Origin of the sequence: Roseibacillus persicicus, from assembly GCF_014651675.1 — a bacterium.
In the GTDB taxonomy this organism is placed as follows: domain Bacteria; phylum Verrucomicrobiota; class Verrucomicrobiia; order Verrucomicrobiales; family Akkermansiaceae; genus Roseibacillus; species Roseibacillus persicicus.
The window spans coordinates 1-26,780 of sequence record NZ_BMXI01000014.1; the positions used below are offsets into that span (position 1 = coordinate 1).

Below are 26,780 nucleotides of genomic sequence, written 5' to 3' on the forward strand. Positions count from 1 at the left end.
AGAAGGTTTTTCAATCCATCCGAGCGCTCCTCAAGGAACCTGATGTTCTTAAATCAGTCTGCAATCCTTACTCCGAATAACGGCAAGTTCATTTGAAAAACGGTCTATAGTCAGATGGACGGGACCGTGAATCACACAGGAGGAGATTTCGATGTAAATGCTTTGGAATTGGGGCGAGCTTTGGGGAGTTCCGCTAACTATGAACTTTCAAGTGGAGAACTTAGAATAGGACGGGCTAAAAATGGAGTCTCTCTCTATCTGGGGGCCAATTCAAGTTCGAGTGATTCCGGGAGCGGAACCTTCGTCATTTCCGGGGGCTCGTTTCTCACGAGGACAGGAGTTCGATTAGGTCATTTTTCGAAGGATGGTGACGGGACTTTCTCGGTTCTCGGTTCGGCTTCGAGCGAGATTGGGATCGCGGGCGCGAATACTGATTCCGACGGCTTTTGGGAGCAGAACAGTGGATCCGTTTTACGGGTTGGAATCGACTTTGGTGGGGTCACTCCGATCGTTCTAAAGGATGGAAGCTCGACTGCAGGCCCTTCTGCCACCTTTGAAGATGGCGCCCTACTGGATGTAGACTACTACAATCTAACCAGCGGAGGGGGGACCTGGGTGGTGATGGAAGTTGAGAATGGTCCGGTCATCGACAACGGACTGGCCTTTGCCCCCGGGGTCGATACCAGCGTTTGGTCGTTTACGATCGACAACTCCGGTTCGAATGGTCGCTTGCTAGTTTCGGCTACTGGCCAGCCTTTGGGTTATGCTCTCACTATAGGAAGCACGCTTCAGCAGAAGATGCGCTACGGGATGGATTACGAGCGCTTGTGGTATTGGACTGGAGGACTCTCAGGTTCCGAGCGCGATCAGGTTGCTCGCTGGTCTGCAGTTGATGCTGACATCGATTTCGTTCGGGTGGCGATCAACTCCAAGTATGAGTTGACTGAAGGGAGCTATGACCTCTCGGCCTACACCAGTAAGATTATCCCTCTGATGCAGGAGATGAAGCAGGCGAATCCCAATATCAAATTTTTCGCAAGTCCGCGCCCACTCAATGAGGCCTATCCAAACAAGAAGTGGGAGAACCAGGATGTCAAATGGCAGCCGTATCCCATCTGGGTCACAGGAGCATCTGACCCAGTAACGAGTGACTTTGATTTCAAGTGGGAAAAGTGTGCCGAATATCTGGAGCGCTATATCTTGTTGATGAAGTCCTATGGATTCAAGATCAGCTTTCTCGATTTAACCAACGAATGGCAGGATGCAACTCCTCTTGGAGGATCGCGAATTGATACGGGCGATGCCCGAGATATTACAAACTACCTCAAGGCAAACCTGGACCCCGAAGACATGCCTCTAATTGTGACAAGCTCTGCTTGGAACTATGCTCAAGGAACCTCTTGGATCAACGCTCACACTACGAATGCCAGAAGGGACTCCATTGATATAGCGGCCAGCCACAACACTGACCGTGGGGGGGATGCTCAAACTTTCGCGGACAAAGTTCGCAGTGTGCTAGGGCCGGAGAAAGAAATCTGGAATACCGAGGTTCATGGTTGGAAAAGCACATCCAGTGAGAACGAAACGACTTCTTTCTACTACTATCTTGAGGCGATTCGAGCCGGGTTTTCCGGTATCAACGGTTGGTTGGCGATCGGAACAGCTAATCAAGGGCATTCCTACATCCTCAATCCGAGCGGCTCTCCAACTCGCAATGTTAAATACTATATTTATCGTAAGTTGAGCTCCACTTCGAACTATGGTCACGCGCTCGACATTCTTGAGGAACCCGGAGCATTGACGATTCCTTTGGGCTCCAACGACGATGACATTCCCCGAACGGTTGCCGCCTTCATCAAGGGCAACCTGATGACGGTCTGGGTTGTGAACGAGAGTTCGAGCACGGTCCCTTTGGTGATTACTCCTTCTGGCCGATCGATTGCTGAGTCCAATGTGAGACGCACCCGCTGGACAGACCCGAGTGATGTCGAGGGCTTTGAAACTTTCGAACCTGTCTTTGAGGGAGCTTCCTTTGCCTCGAATATTCCAGCCGAATCCGTTTGCTGCTTTGAGATCGTCCTCGATACCGAGGATTTTTCCAACGATCGGATTGAGGCTGAAGATTACTCTCATGCCTGGGACGTGGCAACTGAGACGACTGGTGATTCGGATGGTGAATTGAATGTGGGCCATATTCGCGGTGGGAGTTTCACTCGATATGGTGGGGTTGCCCTGGAAGACGATTCGGTGATGACGTTTCGACTGGCTCGCCCAGCTGGTCGTCCCGATGGAGTTGTCGAAATTCGAGAAGGAAGTTCGACGGGCAATCTGCTTGGAACGGTTGCAGTTCCTGTAACCGGGAATTGGCAAAGCTATGAAACGGTCTCGACTCAACTCGATGTCGATGCCGGAATTTATAATCTCTATCTCAACTTTGTGGAGGCTTCGTCTTCAACTGGAAACTTTCTCGCGAATTTCAACTGGTTCACGGTCAATGAGCCGACCGTTCCAGAAGCTCCTGTCCAGCTCACTGCAACCCCTGTCGAAAACAGTCGGATCGACTTAACTTGGGATTTGGTCTCCGAGGCGGATAGCTACACTGTGCTTCGTTCGACTAGTTTGGATGGCACGTATGATGAGATTGCGAATGGTGTGACCACTTCTAGTTTCAGTGATTCTTCCGTGGTGGCTGGAGTGTCGTATTTTTACGTTGTTCGGGCTGTTAATGCAGGGGGAGAGAGTGCTAACTCGCCGGGTGCGAGTGCTTCTCTGCTTCTTGCGGCTCCCATCTCTTTCACGGCGAACAAGGTCAATGCATCACGCATTGACCTCGGTTGGGGGGCGGTATCTGGTGCGACCAGCTACTTGGTGAAGCGAGCCACGATGGAAGGCGGACCCTACGCTACGATCGCCAGTGGGGTGACCGCGACTTCATACAGTGACTCGGATTCGTTGACTCCCGGCATTCGCTATTACTATGTCGCGACGGCTTCCTCGGGTGGAGCCGAGAGCGCAGCTTCCAATGAAGCTTCGGCTGTTCCATCGGATCCCCTCGTTCCTGATGATGTCGTTATCGAGAGTCTTGAGCTTGGGACCAACCTTGCCGGTGAGGAGCAAGTCTTGGCCGCAGTTGCCAAATCAGGTCTGGGACAGTTCTACCAAGTCATGGGAAGTGAGGATTTGACGGCCAACAGCTGGAGTCCTGTAAGCTCGATCTATCAAGGTAATGGAGGTCTTCTTGAGATCGATTTCGCTTTTGATTACTCGACCAATTCCAAGATGTTTTTCCGGCTGGAAGCTTGGACGGAGTAGTTCTCGATGGACGAAGGCTTCAGAAGCTTTTCAGTTTTCCAAAAAGCAATTTCGTTGACTGCAAACTGTTTTTTTGAACACTTTGCGAAATGAGTGTTTCCGCGAGTCCAGATGTGAGGGAGGTTCTCAAACGGACCTTTGGTTTCGACGATTTCCGGCCGCATCAAGCTGAGCTTGTGGAAGGCTTGGTAACGGGGCGCGATGTCTTCGGGGTGATGCCGACGGGGGGAGGAAAGTCTCTCTGTTATCAGCTCCCGGCGGTGGTGGCTCCAGGCTGTGCGGTGGTGGTGAGTCCTTTGATTGCGCTCATGAAAGACCAGGTCGACGCGGCTTTGGCGAATGGGATTCGGGCAGCCTGTGTGAATAGCAATATGTCTCTGGAGGACCGCAAAGAGGCGGCACGGGCTTACCGAACGGGGGAACTAGATTTGCTCTATCTTGCGCCCGAACGCCTCTCTTCCAGCGGGATGCTGGATCGTTTGCGCGACTGCCCCAGCGGGGGGCCTGCCTTCTTTGCGATTGATGAGGCGCACTGCCTTTCCGAGTGGGGGCACGACTTTCGGCCGGACTATCTGTTCCTTGGCGAGCTTCGCAAAGCCTTTCCCGAGACGCCCATTGGAGCTTTTACCGCCACTGCGACTTCGAAGGTGGCAGATGATATTGAGGCTAAGCTCAATCTTCATCAACCAGTCAAGATTCGAGCCTCCTTCGACCGCTCCAATCTCTATTACGATGTTCGGCAGAAGCAGGATTGGGAAAGTCAGCTGATCGATTTTGTGAAAGCGCGGCCTGGGCAATCGGGAGTGATCTACCGCACTTCACGAAAGAGTGTGGAGGACACCGCGAATTTGCTGAAGGCCAATGGCATCGCCGCACAGGCCTATCATGCGGGGATGGAATCCGCTGAGCGAAGCCGCGTGCAGGAGGCCTTTATTCGGGATGATGTGGGAATCATCGTGGCGACGGTGGCATTCGGGATGGGGATCGATAAGCCGGACGTGCGTTTCGTCTTACATGGCGATTTACCTAAAAATATTGAGTCCTACTATCAGGAGACCGGACGCGCCGGTCGCGATGGGGAGCCTTCCGAATGCTTGCTTCTGTATTCTCCCCGGGATGGAGCCAAGTTGCGGAATTTTCTAACAGAGATTTCGGATGAAAAGGAACGGCTCCGCACCATGAACCTGTTGCGTGAGATGGAGAAGTTCGCCGCCGTGCCGACCTGTCGTCGCAAGGCTTTGCTTCGTTACTTTGGGGAAACTTTAGAAGGGGAGAATTGTGGCAATTGTGACTTCTGTGCAGGTGGCTATGAGAAGGTCGATGCCACGCGGGATGCGCAGTATATTCTTTCGGCGATTGCTCGCACGGGGGAGCGCTTTGGCAGTCGACATGTTTGCGATGTCGTGGCGGGTGCGAATACTGAGAAGATTCGCGAGAATGGTCATCAGAACTTGAAGACTTACGGTCTCGGCAGTGGCAAGCACAAGAAGCATTGGCGCAATGTGCTCGATAACCTCATTGCCCACGAGGTGGTGGAGCTGTCCGACGATGGCTATTCCATCCCCAGGCTGACTGCGGAATCGTGGCGCATCATGAAGGGCGAGCGGGAGTTCTCGTTCTATCAGGACCCGCGGAAAGAGCGGGCCAAGGTCTCGAAGAAAGCGGGAGAGGATATTCCCTGTGATGAAGGTCTCTTCGAGCATCTCAAGGCTTTGCGAAAGTCGATCGCCGATGAGGATTCAGTTCCTCCTTATGTCGTTTTGGCAGACCGCACCTTGCGCTTTTTGTCTGCGGCGATGCCTGTGGATGATGGCGACTTGCGGAAGATTCCCGGGATTGGAACTCACAAATGTGAAGTTTATGGGCCGCGTTTTCTAGCCGTAATCGGGGAGTATCTTGGTCTTCATCCGGAGGTGGAACGGAAGCGCAAGTCGATTGCGGAAGTGAAGCCAAAAGCTTCGGCAGAAAAGGTCAAGCGCCCTCCTTCTGCCACCTTCATGACCACCTTGGAGATGATTCGATCCGGTCTGACCTTGCCGGAAATCGCCGAGAAGCGTTCGTTGAGTCTCAGCACGATTGAAGGACACTTTGCCCGCTTTATCGAGGAAGGAGAAGAGTTGGATTGGCGTGCGCAGGTGAATCCCGAGCAGGAGAAGTTCGCTCGCGAATTGCTCATGAAACACGGCACGGAGTCTCTCAAACCGGTGGTTGAGGAATCCGAAGGACGACTGACCTACGGACAAGTCCGCATTCTCCTCGCAGTGATGGCACGAGAGTGAGGCACTCCGAAGATTGGGGTTACCCCCAATCCGTCGGGAGACCTTTTGGAGTGCGTGCCGCTTGCTGCCGCTTTGAGGTGGATGGGTTCGTTCTCCCACCTACCCGGGAAGAGCAAAGCTTGCTTGCTCAACCACGGGGGCACGCGGAGGCATGGAGAGCAGACCGGCAAAGGGAGGGATAGGCAAACCTGTACCTTTCAGTAGATGCGAGTTTGACGAGTCCTACGAAGAAAAGGCGCCTCGATTCCTCTCAGGCGACGGTATTCTGTAACACCACAAGCTGAAGAATTTAGCGTCTTTGGGTTGTTCTCTGAACCACGTGACATAGAATGACGGAGCTGTGGGGCGAGTGGGGGCACTCGCGGTCCGACGGGAGACTTTTTGGAGTGCGTGCCGCTTGCTGCCGCTTTGAGATGGATGGGTTCGTTCTCTCACCTACCCGGGAAGAGCAAAGCTTGCTTGCTCAACCACGGGGTCACGCGGAGGCATGGAGAGCAGACCGGCAAAGGGAGGGAAAGCAGACCTGCACCTTTCAATAGAATCGAGTTTGACGAGTCCTTCGAAGAAAAGGCGCCTCGATTCCCCTTAGGCGGTGGTGTTCTGTAACACCGCAAGCGGAAGAATTTAGCGTCTTCGGGTTGTTCGTTGAACCACGGTTGTTCGAATGACGAGGCTGTGGGGCGAGTGTGGGCACTCGCGGTCCCTTTCTGGCCCTTTATTACTTCTTCCTCGTCCGCGAGCTGGTTTGGGCTCCATTCTTTCCAGAGTAGTTGGACCATTCGGGATGAACGGTTTGCTTTTCGGTGAGGACGGGAGCCCGCTCTTTCTTTGGAGCTCGCAACACATCTTCTGCCATCTCGTGCCACTTCTTGGAAAGCCTTTCGACAATCCCGGCATGCTGGTCTGCCACGTTGAAAAGCTCGGTGCGGTCTTCCTTGATGTTGTAGAGCTGCCAAGGGCCTTGGCGAAAGGAAACAAGCTTCCAGTCTCCATCACGGAGAGCGCGGTCCTTGGAAAAGAGAAAGTGGATCGGAGGGCGGCTGGCGGGAGATTCCCCAGCGAAAATTGGAGTCAGTGATTGTCCTGCCAGCGGCTGCAAATCGCGGTCCGGGAACTCATCGGGCATTTCGGTTTTCGCGACTTCAAGGAAGGTCGGCATGACGTCCACCAAGTGAGCGGGGGAGTGAGAGACCGAGCCGGCATCGGTCTTGAGACCTGCAGGCCAATGGACGATGGCGGGGGAGGCGATGCCTCCTTCGAACTGATTCTGTTTGTAGTAGCGGAAAGGGGTGTTGCGCGCCCAAGCCCAACCGGTGCTGTCGGACCAGTTGCTGCCCTTTTCATAAGGCTGTTTGTCCATCCCGACACTGATGCGGTCGTAGGGGCAGGCTCCGTTGTCGTTGACGAAAAGGATGAGGGTGTTCTCGAGTTCTCCGTTCTCTTTCAAAGAGGCAACCAGACGGGCCATTTCCCTATCAATGCGGTGCACCAAAGCGGCGAGGGCGGCCATGCGGCGGGATTCCCAATCCTGAATCTCGGGAGTCAGGCTATCCCAGGCCGGAACGTGGCCGGGTCGAGGTGATACTTTGATCTCTTTGCCAAAGAGCTTCCCTCGATTCATCTTTTCGCTGCGTTCGGTGTGAACCACATCCCAACCGACCTGGTATCTCTTCAGGTATCTTTCGTAATCTTCCTTCAGAGGTTGCAAGGGGGCGTGAGGGGCGTTGAAGGCGAGATAAAGGAACCACGGTTTTTCTTTCTCCCGGGCATCATCGAGAAAGCTCAAGGCATGGTCGACCTTGGCGGTGGTGGTGTAGAACCCTTCCTCGGGGACTTCCCAATGCTTTCCATCGAGCCGGAAAGTATTGTCGCCGCGAAAATAGTTCGTGGCGCCGGAGAGGTGGCCAAAGTAGCGCTCGAATCCGAAGTCGGTGGGCTCCTTGGCGAGGTGCCATTTGCCGCTCATCAAGGTCGTATATCCGGCGGGTTGCAGAACCTCGGGGATGGTGACGGCTCGCTGCAGCTTCTCATCCCCAGCCTGACGACACCAGAGTCCGGTGAGCAGGCTGACTCGCGAGGAGTGGCACTTGGCGGTGTTGTAAAACTGGGAAAAGCGCAGCCCGTCTGCAGCCAATTGGTCCAAGGTGGGGGTTTCGATCTCGCCACCATAGCAGCCGAGGTCGGAAAACCCCATATCATCGGTCATCACCAGCAGGATATTGGGGCGCTCGGCCTGTAGTCCCGCAACGGCTAGGCAAAGGACGCAAAGAGTCTGAAAAAGTCGATTCATACGAAAGTTACTCGGATTTATCCGTTCAGCTTTCAGCGGCTTTCGCCAATCGACCTTTTTATGTGTCTGGAGGCTTCAGACGTTGAAGCGGAACTCGATGACGTCGCCATCCTTGACCACGTATTCTTTCCCTTCGATGCGGTATTTGCCGGCATCGCGGGCGGCGGACTTGGAGCCGAGGCTGGTGAGGTCGTCGAAGTGGACGACTTCCGCCGCGATGAAGCCGCGCTCGAAATCGGTGTGAATGACGCCAGCGGCAGCGGGAGCCTTGTCGCCCTCGCGGATGGTCCAGGCGCGGGTTTCTTTCTCGCCGGTGGTCAGGTAGGTGCGCAGACCGAGGAGGTGATAGACACCCTTGATCAAGGTCGAGACTCCGGAGTCGTTCACGCCCATGTCGGCGAGGAACTCGGCGGCTTCCTCCGCGTCGAGGTCGATGAGTTCTTCTTCAATTCGCGCGGAAATGACGATGGCCTCGGCGCCGTGCGCTTCGGCAGCGTAGTCCTGCACCTTTTTGACAAGAGCATTGCTCTGGGGGTCGGCGACGGCGGCTCCCAGTTCGTCCTCGGAGACGTTGCAGGCGAAGATGGTGCGCTTGTTGGACAGAAGCGCGAATTCGCGACGGAGCAGGTCACGCTCGTCATCGGTCAGGTCGGCGGTGATGGCGGGCTTACCTTCGTCGAGGTGGGGAATGAGCTTTTCGCAGAGCGCAACTTCGGCCGCGGCCTCCTTGTCGTTGCTGCGGGCTTTCTTCGCGCGGGATTCCTTGCGTTTTTCCAAGGAAGTGATGTCGGCGAGGATGAGCTCGGAGTTGATGATCTCGATATCGCGGGTCGGGTCGACGGAGCCGAGTTCGTGAATGATGTCGTCGTTCTCGAAGCAACGCACCACCTGTACGATGGCGTCGACTTCGCGGATGTTGGCGAGGAACTTGTTGCCGAGGCCTTCGCCCTTGGAGGCTCCTTCCACGAGGCCGGCAATGTCGACGAACTCGATGGCGGTGGGGATCAGCTCCTTGGAGCCCGAGATCTTGGAAAGTGCCGCCAGACGTTCGTCGGGAACGGTCACCACGCCCACGTTGGGATCGATGGTGCAGAAGGGATAGTTGGCCGCCTCAGCTTTGCGGGTGCGGGTGAGGGCGTTGAAGAGGGTGGACTTTCCCACGTTGGGCATTCCGACGATTCCGGCTTGAAGCATGGCTCCGCTTTGCTCGAAAACGGGGGAAAGAAAAAGGAAAAAACGACAAGGAAGGGTGGGCTTCCAGCAGTTTGGTTGCGCTTAAGCCTTCTTCTCTGCGGATTCTTCTTCCGTTAATTCTGGCGCTGCAAGCGGGGGAAGCTCGGGAGTTTCGCCCTCTACTTCAATGAAGGTTGCGCCTTCGCTGCCGTCGAGAGAGGGGAGGATTCCCATGAATTCTCCGCTATCGTTTTCGCTCGGAGCGGGCAGAGGAGGAAGTTCCAGCGGGGGAATCTCGCTCAGGTCAGCCTCGGCAGCGGTCGAAGCGGCGGGTCCCGAGGTCTTGGCCGGGGTGTTCTTGGCGAGCAGCATTTTGCCCTTTCTCTCGGGCTCCGGGGTCGTCGACTTCGCTTTCACTTTGGCCACTGAGGTGCCTTCGGGGAGGAAGCGCGAAGGATCGGCCTTGGTGAGGCGGAGCTTGGGTTCGCTGGGGCCGAGAGTCTTTTCTTTCGCGGCGCGGAAGGTGTCCGTGGTGGTTTCTTTCACCTTGGTCACGGTGTTCTTGACCGAACTGCAAGAGCTCAGGGCGGAAATCGCCAGGATTGGGAAGAGGACAAGTTTCATTGGGGGACGGGCAGGTTTAATCTGACTGGGCGCTCTGGCAAGCATCGAACGTAGTGACAGTTTTGACAGGATAGCTGTTGTTACGTTCAAAAACCCCAGCTGGATTTCATGAAAACCAACTCATTTGCGAGAAGCCAGCTCCGCTTTTCGGCGGAGAGTCTGTCCAATGAGGCCAAGTTTTTGCGCAAACATGTCAACTTCTAAGCCTTTATCGGCGCGAGTCGCGGGAATTGAAAAAGCGGGAGCCCTTTCGCGTAGAGCCACACCATGAAATTCTCTTCGATTTGCAATGCTCTGGCATTGATTGCGGTGGTGTTCCTTCCGAGGGTCTCTGCCTCTGACCCACTGGTCCTTGGCAAGGCGGAAGGCCGCTTCGAAGTCGGGAAGCTCCTGGCGCAGGATGACTTCACCGACCTCAGCAATTGGAAGGTGCAGATTGAGAAGCGCGGAGACGAGAACGCGGCATGGGTGGAGTCCCGGGACGGGTGGCTCGATTGCTACTTACCCGGACGAGGAGCGACAATTTGGTTCAAGGAAAAGCTGAAGACGCGCGTCTCCATCGTCTACGAGGTGGTCTGTCCGCAGGTCTCACCCGGAGTGAAGGGGATGAGCCCGCGGGATATCAACAACTTCTGGCTGGCCTCGGATCCCGGGGGAGGAAGTCTTTTCGATGAAAAGCGCTACACGGGAAAATTTTCGAGCTACGATAAGATTCATGGCTACTACGCCAGCACGGGAGGGGGCGGGGCCGGGAGCGCCAATCGCACGGTTCGACTGCGTCGCTATCCTCGGGAAGTGAATGGCGAGCATGCCGCGCACCTGTTCCTCAATGACAAGGACGAGCAAAAGGATTATCTCATCCGGCCGGACGAGGTGATGACCGTGCAGCTGGTGGCCTACGACGATCTCATTCAATACATCGTGGACGGGAAAGTCGTCTATGAAGCTGAGTATGGGGATCTGGCCCAGATGGAGCGTCTTTCCTCGGGTGGCGAGAAGGCGACCTTTCCCACGCGCTACACGAAAAGGCATTTTCCCTTCTATCAGGAAGGATATTTCGGTTTCCGCATGGTCGGGACCCATCACCGATACCGGAACTTTCGCGTCTATGAGCTGCAGCCGCCGTCACCTGTTGAGGTGAGCGTGTCTTCGGTGGAGGAACTTCGTGAAGCGGTGAAGGAGAGCAATCGTCATATCCGCATGACTCCCGGCACCTATGTGATTGAGGATTTGGAAAATGACGCCAACGTCGTTCACTTCACCGGTTCCAACAACGAGATTAACCTCACTGACGTCAAATTCGAGATCCCGCTCGAGGTCATCCGGAAGATGCGGCGGAGTCGGGGGGGAGAGCAGGCGGTGCTGCTGCTCTCGGGAGACCGCATCACGCTCATCGGCCTCAAGACCGAGAACACCTATCCCAATGGCAAATCCAAGGTCACCGATTTCGGCAGCTATAACCAACAATCCGAGCTGCATCCACCCCATGCCATTGTCGAGCTACGGGCAAACGGGGACGATATCATCTTGCGAGGCTTGCACATGACGGTGCGAGGGTCCTCACCTTACGGCTACGGTAATATGTATGGCATTGGGGGAGGAGCTGCGATGAGCTTGCGAAAGCACAGTGGGATTTTGGCCAAAGGCAATCGGCCTATTATCGAGGATTGCTACGTTAAGATGGAGGCGTTCGGTCATGCCATTTTCTTCCAGGGCGGAGACAATATCTTGGTCCGCAACTGCACGGTGGAAGGGGAGATCCGTCGCAGCGATGAGTTGTATCAAGAGAAGGACAAAGACGATTTGGCTCGAAAGTTTAACTACCAGTTGCAGTGGCCGGACTCGGTCAAAGGGCTTCCTATTCCGCGGGACCATATGATCAACCTCGCGGAGGATGGCATTCGCGCCTATCCCGGTGCCCGCCATGTGAAGGTGGAGAATTGCCGGGTCAGCAAAATGCGGGCGGGGGTGAAGCTCTATCTCGCGCGGAGTGCGGAGGTCTACGATTGTGTGGTGACCGACTGCATCGTGCAGGGCTATTCGCTACCCAGCAAAGGGAAGATTGTCCGTTGTTCCGGCAATGCCGCCTATGGTCCGCTGCTCTATATCCATACCAACTCCAACAATAGCCAGAACATCGATCTGACCGTGTTGCCGGCGACGGAGACACTTGGGGATCATCCATTGGCCGCGATTCGGGGGACTCGTAATCGGGTGCGTTTCAAGGCCAGCGAGGGTCCTGAACCAGTGGTTCTGCGTCCGATTATCGTGGGCTATCAGATGCGCTTCGACTTTCTCAGTGTCGACTTTCCCAAGGTTCCTCCTGGCTATGAAAAGCACTTTGCCAAACATGCAGATGAGCACTATCGGGCTGAAGAGAACACTATCATCAATGAGACTGGGCATCCTGTCGTTCTCGGCGACCAGTCCCGTGATAATGCGATTGAGAGCAAAGGAAGAGTGACCGACTTGGGGCGGAACAGCCATTGAGTAGTCAGCTGCCTGGCATGAGCTGAAGGCACAAAAAAACTCAGGGCCCGGAGAACCCTGAGTTTTTTGAAAATGGGAATAGACAAGCCCTACGCAAGAGCCTTCTCGATGGCCTCGACAGTGATGCCGAGCTCGGAGAAGACGGTGTCGCCGGGAGCGGAGATGCCGAAGCGGTCGATGGCGATGATTTCGCCGTCGCAGCCGACATACTTGTGCCAGAGCCCCGAAACGCCGGCCTCGATGGCGATGCGCTTGGTGCAGGCTTTTGGCAAAATCTCTTCCTTGTAGTCGCAACCCTGACGGTCGAAGCGCTCCATGCAGGGCATGGAGACCACGCGGACCCCGGGCTTGCCGTCAGCAGCCTTGATGGCGTGCTGGAGCTCGGAACCTGTCGCGATGACGATGGCTTCGAGGGCTCCTTCTTCCTTCTTGGCGATGTAGGCTCCACGGCTGGTGCCTTCGCGGCGGGCAGTCACGTCGATTTGCTTCTGGGTGACGACCTTTTGGCGGGAAAGGATCAACGCGGTCGGTCCGTCGGTGCGGAGCATCGCGGAGGCCCAGGCGCCGGCCACTTCCTCGGGGTCGCCGGGGCGGATAACGTCGAGGTTGGGGATCACGCGGAGGCCGCTCACGGTCTCGACGGGCTGGTGAGTCGGTCCGTCTTCGCCCACACCCACGGAGTCGTGGGTGAAGATGTAGATGACGGGCAACTTGGCCAAGCCTGCCAGACGAATGCTGGGGCGCAGGTAGTCGGCAAAGACAAGGAAGGTCGCGCCGCTGGCACGGAAGAGACCGTCATAGGCGATGCCGTTGCAGATCGCGCCCATGGCGTGCTCGCGGATACCGAACCAGATGTTTTTCCCCTCGGGAGTTTCGGCAGAGTAGTCGCCGGCATCCTTGATGTAGTTCTTGGTCGAACCGTAAAGGTCGGCGGAACCAGTCAAAAGGCTGGGGACGAGCTTGGAAACTTCGTTGATGACAACCCCACCTGCTCCACGGGTGGCGTCGGCGTAGTCATCGCCAAAGGCAGGGATGGTGTCGCGCAGGTCGGAGGGAATGGCGCCGGAGACGCAGTCCTGAAGCTCCTTCGCCAACTCGGGGTTCGCCGCAGTCCAGGCGTCGTAGGTGGCCTGCCAAGCATCGAAGGCCGCTTTCTTCTCCTCCGCCTTCGCTGCGAAGTGAGCTTTCACCTCATCGGAGACGTAGAAGGTCTCGGCGGGAAGGCCGAGTCCCGCGCGGGCGCTTTCCGCAAAGTTCGCTCCGCCTTCGCCGTGGCCCTTCGCGGTGCCGGCGACTTCGGGGATGCCGCGACCGATCTCGGTCTTGGCGATGATGACGGTGGGCTTGCCATTCTTGGTGTTCTTGGCGGTCTCCAGGGCTGCTGCAACCGCGGAGAGGTCGTGCCCGTCGATGGTGGAGGCATTCCAGTTGAGAGACTTGAAGTAAGCTTCGGTGTCCCAGCCCTGGGTGACCTTGGCCATGGCGTCGAGGGTGACGTCGTTGGAGTCGTAGATCAGGATCAGGTTGTCGAGCTCGTTGTGACCAGCGAAGGCGATGGCCTCTTGGGCGACCCCTTCCTGGAGGCAGCCGTCACCGGCGAGGGCGACGACGTGGTTGTCGAAGATGGTGTGGTCGGCAGTGTTGAACTTGGCCGCGGCCCGCTTGGCGGAAAGGGCGTAACCAACGGCATTGCCCACTCCTTGACCGAGGGGGCCGGTGGTGGCTTCGACGCCGACGGTTTCGAAGTTCTCAGGGTGACCAGGAGTCTTGCTGTGAAGCTTGCGGAAGTTCTTCAACTCCTCGAGAGAGAGGTCGTATCCAGCAAGGTGCAACCAGCTGTAAATAAACATCGAGCCGTGACCTGCGGAAAGGATGAAGCGGTCACGATTCAACCACTTGGGAGCAGCAGGGTTGAAGTTCAGTGACTCGGAAAAGAGAACGGAACCGATTTCCGCACAACCGAGGGGAAGCCCCAAGTGACCGGAGGAGCAAGCGTGGACGGCATCAATGGCGAGGCCGCGAGCCTCAGCGGCGGCTTTTTGCAAAACATCTGTGTTCATGAGAAAGGCGGGAACCTTGGGGAAATGAGGCGAATTGACAAGCCGCAACCGCTATGAAAACGCAAAGTGTTAAAGAGTAGACGGCTTCATACTCGCTCTTTTTCGTGTGTTTTCAGGCGTCGCGACTCCCGAGGCAGATGGAAAACGGGGGGTGAAAGAGCGAAAATGAGATTCTGTGGTTTGGATTGCAGACACTTTCGCGAATTTGAGGAGTAATTCTCCAATTCAGACGAAAAACACCAAATGAGTGGGAGGACGGAACGGTGGGTTTCTGGCAGGAAAACTCCACTTGCCGGACTCGCTTCTCTTTTCAAAGGGTGTTAGACGCTGGCGCTCATGCAGGGCTTTGAATACGCGTTTCTGGGAGGCAGCCTCTTGCTTTCGGTCGCGTTGTTGCTCGTTTGTTTGCTTTTCTTTTCTTTCCGAAAGGGCTGGGCCTCTCGTCCCGGGCGACATGTGGGAGTGGTGGAGACCCGTCACCTCGGCTGGATTGATATGGCGGGAGTAGGTCTGATTTTCGCCATCTATTTGGGGAACTGGATTGATTTGGGTCAAATTCGAAGTCCAGAATTCGCGACCACCGGGTTGCTGGTGAGCCAACTGGTTCTCCAGTTGGCTTTTATTGGGGTGGTTTTGGGGGTGCTCTATCATCGCGTCGATTTGACGCTCTTCTGGGGCTTGCGTCCCGGGCGATACTGGTGGGTGATCGGGGTGACGTTTACGGGCTTCATTGTCTATTCCCTCATTTTGGAAGGGTTGTGGGCGCTGGGCTTCGAAGATTGGACCGCCCGGGTCTTTCGCCGGGTGGCGGATCCGGTGGCTGCTGAAAACGAGGTCCTACCCGTGTCTATCTACCTGTGGGGCCTGGTTACGGTTGTCGCGGCTCCAATGACCGAGGAGATCGTCTTTCGTGGTTACCTCTATCCCGTCCTCAAGCGGATGGGTGGGATTTGGCTGGCGGCTCTCACGGTCTCGCTGTTCTTTGCCGCCGCTCATCTGGATGGAGCGTATTTACTCGGGCGTTTCTTGCTGAGTTTGATTCTAATTGCTGCCTACGAACTGACCGGATCGATCTGGGCTCCGGTTGGGATTCATTTTTTGAACAACGGTTTTGTTTTTTCGGGTAGTTTTCTGGAGTGATGAGCGATGCCCCCAGTCAGGAACGACTCGAAAGCCTCGGAGAGGAGGAAGTGGTGCGCCGATTGGTGGCGGGATTACCCATGGGGAAAAATGTGCTGGTCGGAGCGGGTGACGATTGCGCGGTGGTCGATGTGGGCGGGGATGATTTGCTCCTGTTAAAAACCGACGCAGTCGTGGCCGGGGTGCACTTTTTACCTGAGACGGAACCCGAGCGCGTCGGGTGGAAGGCGGCCGCGCGCGTGGTGAGCGACTTTGCCGCCATGGGGGGGAGTTCTCACGAGTTGATGGTGACCTTGGCCGCCTCGGGCAACGAATCGATGGCTTGGGTCGAGGGGCTCTACCGTGGATTGGTGAAGTGCGCGGAGAGATATGGAGCGTCCATTGTTGGTGGCGAGACCGTGAGTTTGCCAGACGGTGGCGCGACCCTAATTAGTATTTCGGGAACCGGCAGAGTGCCGCGCAATGGAGTGGTCACGCGCGGCAGTGGTCGCGTGGATGATGACCTCTGGGTGACCGGACGGCTGGGTGGCAGCTTCGAGAGCGAACGCCATCTGGACTTTCTGCCGCGGGCGGAGGAAGGCAAGTGGTTGGGTAAGTATGCCCACGCCATGATGGACCTCTCCGATGGGTTGCGACGTGACCTGCCTCGCTTGGCTCGGGCCAGTGGTTGTGGCTTTGTTTTGGAAGAGGAGTGCTTGCCTCTCCACGACGGATGCACGGTGGAGCAGGCGCTGGGGGATGGCGAAGATATGGAGCTTCTCCTTGCGGCACCGGCCGGGGATTGGGTAGCGGAGTTTCAGAGGGTGTTCCCAACGGTGGGATTGACTCGCATTGGGCGGCTCACTGCAGAAGGAGAGGGCGATCTCGGGAGTGGAGGTTGGCAACATTTCAACAGGAAAAGCAAGGAATCGAAATGAACGATGGTCGTGAAAAATTAAAGCGGATGCGGATGCTCGCCACGGGATTGCTCGTGGTCATGGCAGTGACTTACGGAGTTTCCCGCACTCTGGAGGAAACCATGACGGCTTGGGCCTGGGTGAGAGCGTTTTCGGAAGCGGCGATGGTGGGAGCTCTGGCAGACTGGTTTGCGGTCACCGCCTTGTTCCGGCATCCGCTCGGTCTGCCGATCCCGCACACCGCGATCGTGCGCGAGGAGAAGGAGCGGATTGGGGCTTTGGTGGGGCAGTTTGTTAGGGGGAGCTTTTTCACCCGCGAAGAAGTGAGCCGTCAGTGGAAGGACTGGCGTCCGGTGGAACGCTTGGCCGGTTGGCTCTCTTCACAGGAAAATGCCGAGCGGGCCGTCCAGCGGGTGGCAGGGACCTTACCCGCCCTCATGGCCAAGACGGACGGGATGGAGCTTTCCCGCATGGGAGCTGAGAAGTTGCGGGAGGGCTTGCAAGGGCTGCCTGTGGGGCGTTTGGTTTCGGTTCTTTTGGAAGGTTTTCTGCGCAGTCCATCCCGTCGTCAGGTTCTCGCGCCGGTGCTGGGACGCCTGAGTCTAACCGTGGCGCAGAATCGCGATTGGGTCATGGACGAGGCCCGCAAAGGAGCTCCCATGCGAGGGGCAAAAATTCTCGGCGCTGTTACCGAAGTGGCCGCCATGATGATGTCCGGTAAAGCCATCGAAAAGCTTTCAGCGGAGCTGGAATCTGCCAGCAAGGACGAAGCCCACCCGCTCTTCGACAAGATAGAGGAAGCGCTGGGGCAGACTTTGGAGGAACTGGAGTCCAGTGGCGGGAGCGAGTGGGAGGCTTTCAAAGAACGCGTCCTCGCAGACCCCGAGACCCAAGCAGTCCTCGAAGAAGTGATTCGCGGAGTCGGACGTTACACTCTCGCGGAGGCCCGCAATCTGGAGGAAGGTGGCGATGGGGGACGGTGGAGCGAGATGATTTCGGGAATGTCGCACCGACTTTTGGATGACCCCGAGAAGCTCGACAACCTGGAGTCAACGATTGAGAAAGCAGTTGCCGGATTCTTCGAGCGCTATGGTGAAGGGATTGAAAAAATCATCAGCCGCACCGTCGACAGTTGGGAAGCCGATGACCTCATCGAGCGCCTCGAAAACCAAGTCGGCCCCGACCTCCAATTCATCCGCATCAACGGGACTTTGATTGGTGGGTGCGTCGGGTTGTTATTGCACGGCTTGGGAGTGTTGATTTGGGGCTAGCCCAGTCTTGGTGGCGGATTTATTTTTTGAGAAACTCCAAAGACCAGACTTGGTTTGGTGAGTGGGCGTGTTCCCAAGTGTGGATGCCGGCTCCGTCTGAGTAATTGATTTCGGCGACGTCGAGGAGTTTGCCGTTGGCGGCGTTTTCGAGGTGGAACCAAGTTCCGACGATGTGCTTGGGGATCCATTGTTGATGCAGGTTGGTGGCATCGATTTCCTGCATATTCACAGCGGGGTTGTCATCGCTTATGATGGCGAGCGCCCGGGTGCCGCTGGTGAGGCGGTAGTGGCCACTTTCCAGCTTGTGGAAGGTCCAGCTTTGCTCGCGATTGGAAAGGTCGGCATACTGTTGCACGTCTGTGCCGCGAGTGGTCAAGAGGCGTCCGGAGTGTTTGGCGCGGAGCTTGTAAGGCTGGCCTTCGGTAATCTTGCCGGGCTCGCCCGAGGGGCGGGTGAAGGCGGTGCCCTCCGGATAGAACTCGATCGCGACTCCTCCGCCTGCTGCCAAATTGAGGTCGAGGTTTCCGTCGGACGTGACCAACTCCTCGGAAATCGCGATGGAGTAAGGATTGGCGCGATAGTCGGAATCGGGTGCGTCCTGATAGATAATTGCATGGTAGTTCTTTCCTGCTGTTAGAAAGTCCAGTGACACTTTCAATTGGCGAGCGTCTTCGTTGTTGATGCCGCCGAGGAACCAGTTCTCGTCCTTGCGGCGGGCGGTGATGACGTAGTCGCCAATTTCGGAAGCGAGGATCCGGGTTTCATCCCACTTTCCGACCGGGATATTGCGGATGAACTGGGTGGCAGGTTCGTTGTCGTAGGCTTGGTAGAAATCAGCAGCCATCACGAGCGGGCTGTAAATGACGACCATGAGTCCGAGTTGCTGGGCCCGCGTGCCGAAGCGATGCTCGGGATGGTAAGCTCCGTCGAAGAGAGCGGGAGTGTAATCCATGGGGCCACCTAACAAGCGGGTGAAGGGAAGGGTGCAAGTCTGGCTCGGAGGGTTGCCGATGAAGTGGTTGAACTCGCCTCCACGTGCTCCTTCGCGAGCGACGAAGTTGGGCCAAGTGCGGGAGATTCCGGTGGCTTTGATGGGTTCGTGGGCACTGATCATTATCTTGTGCTCGGCGGCCATCTCGATGACTTTTTGGTGATGCCGGACCGAGAATTGCCCGTGGTGATGTTCGCGGCCGGCATCTGTTAGACCTGGCGTGTAGAGAGGAATGTCACCGCTGACGTAGCCGGTCTTGATACGGTTGATGCCGTATTTGTTGTAGTATTCAAAGGCGGCGGGAAGTTGTTTTTCGTAGTTGGTGAGGTTGCCTCCGGTCTCGTGGTGGCCGACGAGGGTGACCCCTTTTTCGCGACCGTAGTCAGTGACCTTTTGGATGTCGAAGTCGGGGTAGCACTTCATCATGTTCATGTCGCCCCAGCCGGGGATGTCACCCTCCCAGCCTTCGTTCCAGCCTTCGATGAGAAGGCAGGGAATGTTGTTGCGGACACAGGCGTCAATGTAGCGCAGAGCTCGCTCGGTGGTGGCTCCGTGTTTGTCGGGATTGGCAGCGAGCTCCCAGTTCCAAGTGCCCGTGATGCAGCCCCACCAGATACCCATGAACTTGGCAGGCTCGATCCAACTGGGGTCTTCGATTGCGCAAGGTTCATTGAGATTGAGGATGAGGGAGGACTCGATGAGGTCGCCGGGGCGATTCCCAATCTGGATGGTGCGCCAAGGGGAAAAGTGCGGGGTTTTGGCTTTCACTTTGACGTCGGATTCGAACCACGGGACGAGGTCGGCTTTTAAAGAAAACTCTTTGCCTCCATCGGATTGTTTGAGTTTCATTCCTGCCCAGTCGGTGAGGTTGGCTTCGTGGAGAGAAAGGTAGGTGCCCGCCGTGGTGAGCATGGTCACTGGCGTTGAGGCCCCCCGCTCGGCGCAGTCTGTTAGATTTGTTTCGTTGTAGTCGCGCTCGTAGGTGTCGGGCAACGCTTCGACCCACCAGGTCTGATGATTGGCGGTGAAGTTGAAAGCGGTGAGCTCATCGGTGATTTCGAATTCATTGAGGTCGGGTTGTTTGGGGAACTCGTAGCGAAAGGCGACTCCATCGTTGTAGGCACGGAAGGTGAGATTGAGCCGGCGATAGGGGTGTTCGGTCTCGCGGAGGAAGAGAGCGAGTTCGTTGGCATGATTTCGTATCGAGGAGTGTTGCCCCCAGACGGGCTGCCAAGTCTCGTCAATCGTTGAGGGCTTGGCCTCGAGGATTTCAAAGGGCCCGTCGAGGGCTGGCAGATCCTTCAGGATGAAACCGAGGCGGGAAGGGCTGATGAGAACTTCATTTCCTTTACGGACTTCGTATTTCAATTCCTTCGAATTCGAATTGATCGTGACCTTGAGAGAACCGTCGGGAGATTGAAGCATTTCCTTTTGAGCGAGAAGTGGGGTGATGAGAAGAAGGAAGAAAATGAGGGGTTTCATCGAATAGGCGATTCTGAGTTTGTTGAGTCTTGGGTGGCTATTTGCAAAGGTGAAATCGGGGAGCGGGGTTTACTTGAAAACGAAAAAAGCGGACCGATAATGGTCCGCTTTCTTTTGAAGAACAGCCTCCTGGATCGCCTGGGAAAGGGGGGAGGCCGTGTGGGGTTAGTTACCCGCTATGCGCGCCGACGACGGAGAAGGCTCAACATGCCCAAACCTCCGAGCAAGGCCGCGGAGGGTTCGGGAATGGTGGTATAGCTCAGGGAACTGGTAAAGGTGACAGGAGACTGACCCGGATTGCCCATAGCCAGGCCGTCGCCAAAGGCTTCGTCGGAGCGGAACGCCGTGTCCGAGGTGTAAGTGCCGACGAAGGTGAAGGTGTCACCGGCTGACAAGCCGAGGTCGGCAAGAGCGACCGTCATCACATAGGGGCTGGCAGTTGGGCCGCCCGTGGAGCCGTTGGCCGTGTTTACGAAGGTGTGGGAGCCGGCATCGACAGTTTCCCAGAGACCCGCAAATCCACTGTCGAGAGCAATCGCGTAGTCGATGCCAAAGCCAGCCGGGGCTGTAACCGTAGACCGGTTGGTGCCGTCAAAGCCTGAAATCGCATTGCGAAGTGGATCGCCGGTGTCGGTGTAGCCGCCGGTATTGTTTTCGCCGCCGGCTACGCTGTCGATGTAGAGAACGAACTTATCATTCAAGCTGTTTCCAGTGGAGAGGCTGAAGGTCAGGTTCGTCCCGTCGTCGGAGATCAAGAGTTCGTCCAGGACTCCGCCGAAGCCGGCGTTTCCATTGGAAGAGTAGGTCGTCGCCGCCGACAAGCCAAAGCTTGTAAAGGCAAGGGCAATACTCGCTCCCAATACGGGATGGCATGTTGATTTCATATGTGTTTTTTCTGAATTTATACTGGTTGGGTTTTACTCGGCGGTTCCCGCTGCAACACGGTAAAAGCCTTTTGCTCCTGAGACTGCAACAGAGGTGGAGTCAGTGACTCCTCCCGCATTAAAGGTCGATCCTGCAACATTGGTGAAAGCGGTGGAAAGATCGGGAGAATATTCGAGGTGATAATCTTCTCCAGAAATGAGACCACCAGCAGTAATGCTAAAGGTAGTTCCCATGAGATTGCAATCCACAATCGAAATCCCTGCTCCCTGGGTGGGGATGGTGATGGTGAAACATTGGTCGCCGTCGATGGCGGAGAGGTCGATTAGGTTGGTGGTCCCCAGGTTGTCGGTGCCCGCGCCTTCTCCATTCAGATCGATTGGTAGTGCGCCCAAGAACTGATTGGAGGTGAAGCCGTGGTTGTCGCTCGTGATGAAAGCCATGGCCTTGATATCAGTTCCGGTGGGAGACCCGATGTCCGCCAGGTCGATGCAGACTTCCAGGCCGGCCCGAACAGCTTGCGCTGCCGTTTGGTCAGCCGCTCCAGTGCCTCCGGTAACCCCTGCGAAGTTCAAGTTGAAGTAACCGACACCAATGGGATTGGGTGTCAAGAGACCGGCGTTGGGAGTTCCCGTTTCTCCAAACCCTTCCTGACTGCCTCCGAAGATGTTGGAGTAGGATGCGAATTGGCCCGTTGCCAAGTTTGAGATATCGAGGTCCAGTTGGTTGGTGGAGCCAAGTCCACGACGAACGATGAGGTGATAATCTGGTTGGAAAGCGGTGTCGAAGATGAGACCGTTCATGTTGCCTGAACCATCATTGCCAGCCGCAGTCAGGACGTTGGTGCCAACGGCGGAAGTGGAGTCGATAAAGATCTGCAGCTTGTTGAAGTTGTTTTCGATGTTGCCGGTTAGCATGAGGAACAGCTTTCCGTCCTGAATTCCGGCGTAAGCGGCATTGAGCTCGGAGCGACTGTCCTGGGCATTGGTGTCGCCAAAGTTCGTTTGGACCGCCTGCACGGCGATCGCTGCTCCATAGAGATCTTCGCGATAGCCATTGCAAAGTAGGGCTGGAGCACTGGCAGGGGTGGACGCAATATCCGTTGGATCGCTGCCCAAGAGGACTTCAAAGCCGTCATCCAGCCCATCCAAGTCCGTATCGACCACAAGAGGATCGGTCCCGGTCTCGGTCCCATTGACGAAAGTTCCCGTGCCGGTTTCCCAGTCATCGTTCAGGCCGTCGCCATCGGTATCAAGGAGGCAAGGATTGGTTCCGTTTGTGATCTCAACATCATCGTTCAAGGTGTCTCCGTCGGAATCCGCCGATAAAGGATTGGTTCCATTGCTTTGTTCGGTTCCGTTGTTCAAGGTGTCGCCGTCGTTGTTGGCGGTAGCTGCTGTGAGAGTAGTGAGGTCTCCTGCAAAGTTGAGTTCGAAGGTGTCGCGCAATGAGTCCCCGTCGCTGTCAGTCGGTTGGGTCGTGCCAAGGGCTTCCCAGCTGGTGGTGATCACCAGATTATCCCAAGCGGTGGTGACATTTCCTCCCGATGCCAGGCGGATGGCGGAGGGAGTGAGATTGGCAGGGTCCGAGGGAATGATGTCGGCATCGCCCAGAGCGGGCTCTGGCTGGCCGAGGTCGGGATCTAGAAAGAGCTTGGCGGTGGCATCGCCAAGATCTTCTCCGATAGCTCCCACCAAGGTATAGGTTTGGCCATCGACTGGTGATTCGATGCTCTGAAAGGCTCCATTGGGCTCCTCGATTCCCAACTGCTGGTCGACGCCCGAGACACCGAAGAACATCTGTTCCGTTCCGTTGCGGAAGAAGCTCAAGCCTGCAAAGGTGCTTTCGCTCCGGTAAGTCATATCCACGCGGAAGTAGATTTTTTGATTGGAGGCAGTGGGGAGGTTTCCGAATTGGCTGATGGCCTCGCCGCCAGCAGTGGGGCCGGCGAGAGCGCGGTAGGCCGTGGAATTGTTCTCGGTTAACAACTTTCCACAGACGATTCGCGAATTCCCAAACCAAGCGCTCTGGTCACCCAGATGGCCGATGAAAGCGTCGTTGGCAGTGGAGTTGTCGTAGTCAAAGAATTCTCCTCCGATGGCATTGTCGAGCGTGCCGGGGGCGTAGTCAAAGTAGTCCAAGCCGACGACTTCCGCATTGGCGGTGGAAGGTTTGCTGGCGGGTGAATTGGGGTCGGTGCCAGCGGCGACTTCGGACAGGTCGTTCACATCATCGCCGTCGGTGTCAGACTCGTTGGGGTCACTGCCGGTATCGTTGGCGTCGACAAAGGTGCCGCTGCCGCTTTCCACTCCATCGTTCAGCCCATCGCCATCGCTATCGGGATCGAGCGGGTCCGTGCCAGTGTTGGTTGCGGAGGAGAAGATGCCGGTGTTGGTCTCATTTCCATCGAAGACCTGATCATCGTCGGAATCTGCGTCCTGGGGATTGGTGCCCCGGGCATATTCTTGCGCGTTGTTGGAACTGTCGATATCCGGATCGCCGAGGGCTCCATTGATGCCATCTTTCGCACCGGGTGAACTCTCACCGACGGTGCCGTCGTCATTTTCATCGAGGCCATTGGCGATTTCCCAGTCGTCGGGAAGACCATCGCCATCGGTGTCGGTTCCGTCGCTCACAGTGGTGACGTCCGACCAAGTTGTTCCAAACCGAATCTCATCCAGAATGAAGCCGTTGCCGGTGGTGCCTCCTTCTCCGTCAGGGGTGCCATTGTTGAAGCGGGCCACTGAAACCCGGTCGAGCTGCAGGTCGAAGCCACTGAAGGTCGCAGTCGGGGCACCAGATGCGGACTCACTGCCCAGGTTGCCGGGATTGCGCCAGATTGAGATCGAATCACCTCCACCTGTCGCGCTGAAGGTGATTTTTCCCACAAAGAGGTTCACATTGGTGTCCGGTGCGCCCAGGTCGGCGGAAAAGTCGGCGGTATTTTCGAAAAGACGAAGGGCGAAATTGGCATCGTTGGCCGCTGCTCCAGGCTCGCCCGTCACAATCTGAAGCTTGCGGTTGCCGGCATCGTCGAAGCCGCCATTGTGCATCTCCAGCCCCCGGTAGTTTTCCGGGCTATCAATGGAATCGAGTTGAATGAGGACCGCGAAGTAGACCGTGCCATCGGTGGCGTCGGTGTAGGGATTGGCGAGAACGCGACCGGCGCGGCCAAATCCCTTTTCGAAGTATTCGATCGCTCCTCCGGTGACTGCCATGGAGTTGGTGCCATCGCTGTAGGTGAGCCCCGTCGCGGCTACGTCCGGAGATTGCGCTCCGCCGTAGGCTTCCAACCAATTGCCGGTGAAGCCCGTGCGCGCCGGACCCTGCCCGACCAGGTTCTCAAACCCTGCAGAATAATCGGGGCTGCCCCCGACTTCGAACGAATCTTCCGCAATGATGGCTGCGGAGAGGGATGACAGGCTACTGAAGGTAGCCGCCATGGTGCTGGAGAGGACAAGGCGTCCTCGGGTGATGGATTTGGTTTTCATGGGTTGAGGGAAAGGACAGCCGTGTTGAGATGCCGTCAAAAAAATCTTCCAATAAGCAAACGGCGTTTCATGGCTTTTGGTTTACGGAAAAAGTTCTTTTTCTGGTGAGGGCACGACGAAGGTTTTTTCCTCTGTGAATTGAAGCGATGTTCGCTATCCCGCTTGTCGGAAAGGGAGATCTTGGCCATCACTCTGTGGTGACTCGACTGTTACTTCTCTTGTTTGCCGCCACTTGTCTTCCGTTGTCAGGGCATGTTGTGGAGCAGCTCTATTCCGAGTTCAAGGAGTCGGAAGAAGGCTGGCGGCTGGAGGTCCAATTCGATGCCGGCTATGCGGATCCGGTGACCCGGGACGCACCTCTGGTGCCACAACCCACCCGCGAATGGCTGCTCGCCCAGTCCGAAGAGTCATGGGCGGAGATGCGGCGCGAGGCCGAGATCTATCTGCGTGAGCTGCTGACGATTCGCGCCAATGGGCGGGACTTGGATTGGGAGGCCAGCTTTCCGGATTGGGAGGCTAGCCCTCCCGACTTTCCCGAACTCTTGAACGGAGGCGGATACTTTCGGGTGAATGTGGCGGGCGAAGAGCCGGGGCGTTTGGTCATTGGGGTCAGGGAGGGGAATTACCCCAAGCTCATCGTGGAGCGCGAGGGAACCTACCTGGTGGTGGACAAGGGAGAGCAGAAAGAGGTGCGCGAAGGAGGACGCTGGTGGGTTTGGTTGCGGGAGGGATATCGGCATGTCATCCCTCTTGGCTGGGATCACGTGCTCTTTGTTTTCGGGCTCTTCTTTTACCGGAGAAAATTGCTGGAGCTCTTCCATCAGTCCCTAGCCTTCACCGTGGCTCATTCGGTGACTCTGGGGCTGGCGGCGGCGGGTCTGGTGATGTTGCCGGAAAGTTGGAGTGGTCCCCTGGAGGTCGCCATCGCGTTGAGTCTCGTTCTCGTGGGCTTGGAAAATCTTCGCAAGGAGCGTCGGCTGAAGCTGCGCCTCTTCCTCGTTTTTCTACTCGGGCTTTTGCACGGGCTTGGCTTCGCGGGAGCGTTGGCGAACTACGTCGATCGCGAGGCGCTTGTTCCTTCAGTGGCGGCCCTCAACATTGGGGTTGAGCTCGCGCAAATCACCCTGCTTGGGCTGGCATGGTTGCTCACCATCAAATGGAGCGAGAAGCCTGCCTACGAAAAAGTCCGCGTATCGGGCAGTCTCTTGGTTGCGGCAGCGGGGGCTTATTGGGCCGTGACCCGCTTGATGGGGCTCTTTGCCTAGTTCAAGCGAAAGGTGACTGGAATGGTCAACTGGTAAGCGACAGATTGACCGAGGCCGTTCTTGGCGGGATTGAAGCGCCACTTTTTGACGGCTGCCAAGGCGGATGAATCGAGGGCGCTGTGACCGGAACTCGCGATCACTCGAGGGGAAGAGACTTTCCCGTCGGAGGTGACGGTGGCGGCGATGCGGGTTGTGCCTTCCAGTCCAGCCTTGCGGGCGGAGTTGGGGTATCGCGGGGGAGTGCGCTTCGATACCACGGGAGCGGCGGCGACTTTCTTCGCTAGAGAGGCCTTTCGCCGTTCTTCCGCTTGGATGGCGGCGAGCTCGGACTTCTTGCGGCGCTCGGCTTCGCGCTGGGCGGCGAGGGCTTTGCGTTGCTCGTTTCTAACAGCCTCTTCTGCGGCCCGTTTTTTGGCGAGAAGAGCTTCTTGCTCCTTGCGTTTTTGCTCGGCTTCCTTGCGTTTTTGCTCTGCCAGTTCACGGGCTTTGGCTTCGGCGAGCTCGCGGGCTTCGATTTCTGCGAGGCGGACCTCTTCTTCTTCCGCAAAGCGCTCAAAGGTCTCGATTGCCTCGCTGGCATCTTGCACGAGTTCGTGGGCAGGAAAGGTCACCGTTGAATCCGATAACGCCAGTATCGGAGGTGCAGCCGGCGGGCGGAATTGCGCGGGAGGTTGGGGTGCCGAGAGGCTGGCGTGGGCGTGGGGCACGACTTTGCGAGGTGTGGCCTCGGGAGCCGGCTGTTCTTCAGTCGGGCGAAATTCCAGCTCGCTGGACTGCACCCGAATCGGTTCCAGCTCAATCTTGAGAAGCTTGGGCAAGGCGACGTAGCCAAAGGCTGCGAGCCCGCCCGCGCAAACCAGACCCGAGATTCCAAACGATAGAATCACTTCCTTCACGGTGCGCCGTTCTCCCGGCTGTGGCCTGGGTGGGAGAGGCTTGGTCGAAGTCACGAACTGGACAGGGGAACTCTTGGACGAGCTGGAATCCGAGGGAGAAGCGTTCATAATTCGGCGGGAGCGGGGAGAAGTATAGAAATTGCGTGAAATCGAGCTAGCGCGGCTTTGCGGGTGACTAGCGGTCAGTTGCGATCCCGAGAGGCCCCTCTTTTTCAAGAGGGGTTAACCAGCTGCTGGA

15 protein-coding genes are annotated in these 26,780 nt (G+C 56.7%); 7 read left to right on the forward strand and 8 right to left on the reverse strand.

Annotation, left to right across the window (positions count from 1 at the left end; genetic code table 11):
- The first annotated feature begins 126 nt into the window (after positions 1–126).
- On the forward strand, positions 127–3,312 hold the full coding sequence (locus tag IE099_RS15305) for a carbohydrate-binding protein (protein ID WP_194598398.1): 3,186 nt from the start codon (positions 127–129) through the stop codon (positions 3,310–3,312).
- Positions 3,313–3,401: 89 nt separating this feature from the next.
- The gene (gene recQ / locus IE099_RS15310; protein WP_189571656.1) at positions 3,402–5,591 is read left to right on the forward strand and encodes a DNA helicase RecQ; all 2,190 of its coding nucleotides are present in this window, start codon (positions 3,402–3,404) and stop codon (positions 5,589–5,591) included.
- Positions 5,592–6,309: 718 nt separating this feature from the next.
- Here recQ and IE099_RS15315 read toward each other — a convergent pair.
- The 3 genes from IE099_RS15315 to IE099_RS15325 form a co-directional block, all read right to left on the reverse strand.
- The gene (locus IE099_RS15315; RefSeq protein WP_189571659.1) at positions 6,310–7,881 is read right to left on the reverse strand and encodes an arylsulfatase; all 1,572 of its coding nucleotides are present in this window, start codon (positions 7,879–7,881) and stop codon (positions 6,310–6,312) included.
- A 75-nt stretch (positions 7,882–7,956) separates the two neighbouring features.
- The gene (ychF, locus tag IE099_RS15320) at positions 7,957–9,075 is read right to left on the reverse strand and encodes a redox-regulated ATPase YchF (protein ID WP_189571661.1); all 1,119 of its coding nucleotides are present in this window, start codon (positions 9,073–9,075) and stop codon (positions 7,957–7,959) included.
- An 81-nt stretch (positions 9,076–9,156) separates the two neighbouring features.
- On the reverse strand, positions 9,157–9,678 hold the full coding sequence (locus IE099_RS15325) for a hypothetical protein (RefSeq protein WP_189571664.1): 522 nt from the start codon (positions 9,676–9,678) through the stop codon (positions 9,157–9,159).
- A 267-nt stretch (positions 9,679–9,945) separates the two neighbouring features.
- On the opposite strand from IE099_RS15325, the gene IE099_RS15330 reads away from it, so the two are divergent.
- The gene (locus IE099_RS15330) at positions 9,946–12,168 is read left to right on the forward strand and encodes a DUF6250 domain-containing protein (RefSeq protein ID WP_189571666.1); all 2,223 of its coding nucleotides are present in this window, start codon (positions 9,946–9,948) and stop codon (positions 12,166–12,168) included.
- Positions 12,169–12,257: 89 nt separating this feature from the next.
- On the opposite strand, the gene tkt is transcribed toward IE099_RS15330, so the two are convergent.
- Positions 12,258–14,228, reverse strand: coding sequence for a transketolase (gene tkt, locus IE099_RS15335; protein WP_189571669.1), 1,971 nt, complete (start codon positions 14,226–14,228; stop codon positions 12,258–12,260).
- A 336-nt stretch (positions 14,229–14,564) separates the two neighbouring features.
- Here tkt and IE099_RS15340 point away from each other — a divergent pair, with 336 nt between their 5' ends.
- From IE099_RS15340 to IE099_RS15350, 3 genes are read left to right on the forward strand one after another with little or no spacing between them, the layout of a single operon-like run.
- On the forward strand, positions 14,565–15,368 hold the full coding sequence (locus IE099_RS15340) for a CPBP family intramembrane glutamic endopeptidase (RefSeq protein ID WP_189571671.1): 804 nt from the start codon (positions 14,565–14,567) through the stop codon (positions 15,366–15,368).
- Positions 15,368–16,285: a thiamine-phosphate kinase gene (locus tag IE099_RS15345; RefSeq protein WP_189571673.1), complete on the forward strand. Its 918-nt coding sequence runs from the start codon at positions 15,368–15,370 to the stop codon at positions 16,283–16,285. Before IE099_RS15340 ends, IE099_RS15345 begins: the two co-directional genes overlap by 1 nt.
- The gene (locus IE099_RS15350) at positions 16,282–17,535 is read left to right on the forward strand and encodes a DUF445 domain-containing protein (protein WP_189571676.1); all 1,254 of its coding nucleotides are present in this window, start codon (positions 16,282–16,284) and stop codon (positions 17,533–17,535) included. The genes IE099_RS15345 and IE099_RS15350 overlap by 4 nt, the downstream gene beginning before the upstream one ends.
- Before the next feature lie 19 nt (positions 17,536–17,554).
- Here IE099_RS15350 and IE099_RS15355 read toward each other — a convergent pair whose 3' ends face one another.
- The 3 genes from IE099_RS15355 to IE099_RS15365 form a co-directional block, all read right to left on the reverse strand.
- Positions 17,555–20,008: a glycoside hydrolase family 97 N-terminal domain-containing protein gene (locus tag IE099_RS15355; RefSeq protein ID WP_189571679.1), complete on the reverse strand. Its 2,454-nt coding sequence runs from the start codon at positions 20,006–20,008 to the stop codon at positions 17,555–17,557.
- A 176-nt stretch (positions 20,009–20,184) separates the two neighbouring features.
- Complete coding sequence (locus IE099_RS15360) at positions 20,185–20,892, reverse strand: hypothetical protein (protein WP_189571681.1); 708 nt, start codon at positions 20,890–20,892, stop codon at positions 20,185–20,187.
- Positions 20,893–20,925: 33 nt separating this feature from the next.
- On the reverse strand, positions 20,926–24,381 hold the full coding sequence (locus IE099_RS15365; RefSeq protein ID WP_189571684.1) for a hypothetical protein: 3,456 nt from the start codon (positions 24,379–24,381) through the stop codon (positions 20,926–20,928).
- Positions 24,382–24,578: 197 nt separating this feature from the next.
- On the opposite strand from IE099_RS15365, the gene IE099_RS15370 reads away from it, so the two are divergent.
- Entirely contained in the window at positions 24,579–25,646 is a 1,068-nt protein-coding gene (locus tag IE099_RS15370; RefSeq protein WP_189571686.1) for a HupE/UreJ family protein, read from the forward strand.
- Here IE099_RS15370 and IE099_RS15375 read toward each other — a convergent pair.
- Positions 25,643–26,650 (reverse strand): energy transducer TonB, encoded by a 1,008-nt coding sequence (locus tag IE099_RS15375; protein WP_189571689.1) that lies wholly within the window; start codon positions 26,648–26,650, stop codon positions 25,643–25,645. The two genes, IE099_RS15370 and IE099_RS15375, sit on opposite strands and share 4 nt — an antisense overlap.
- Positions 26,651–26,780: the final 130 nt, after the last annotated feature.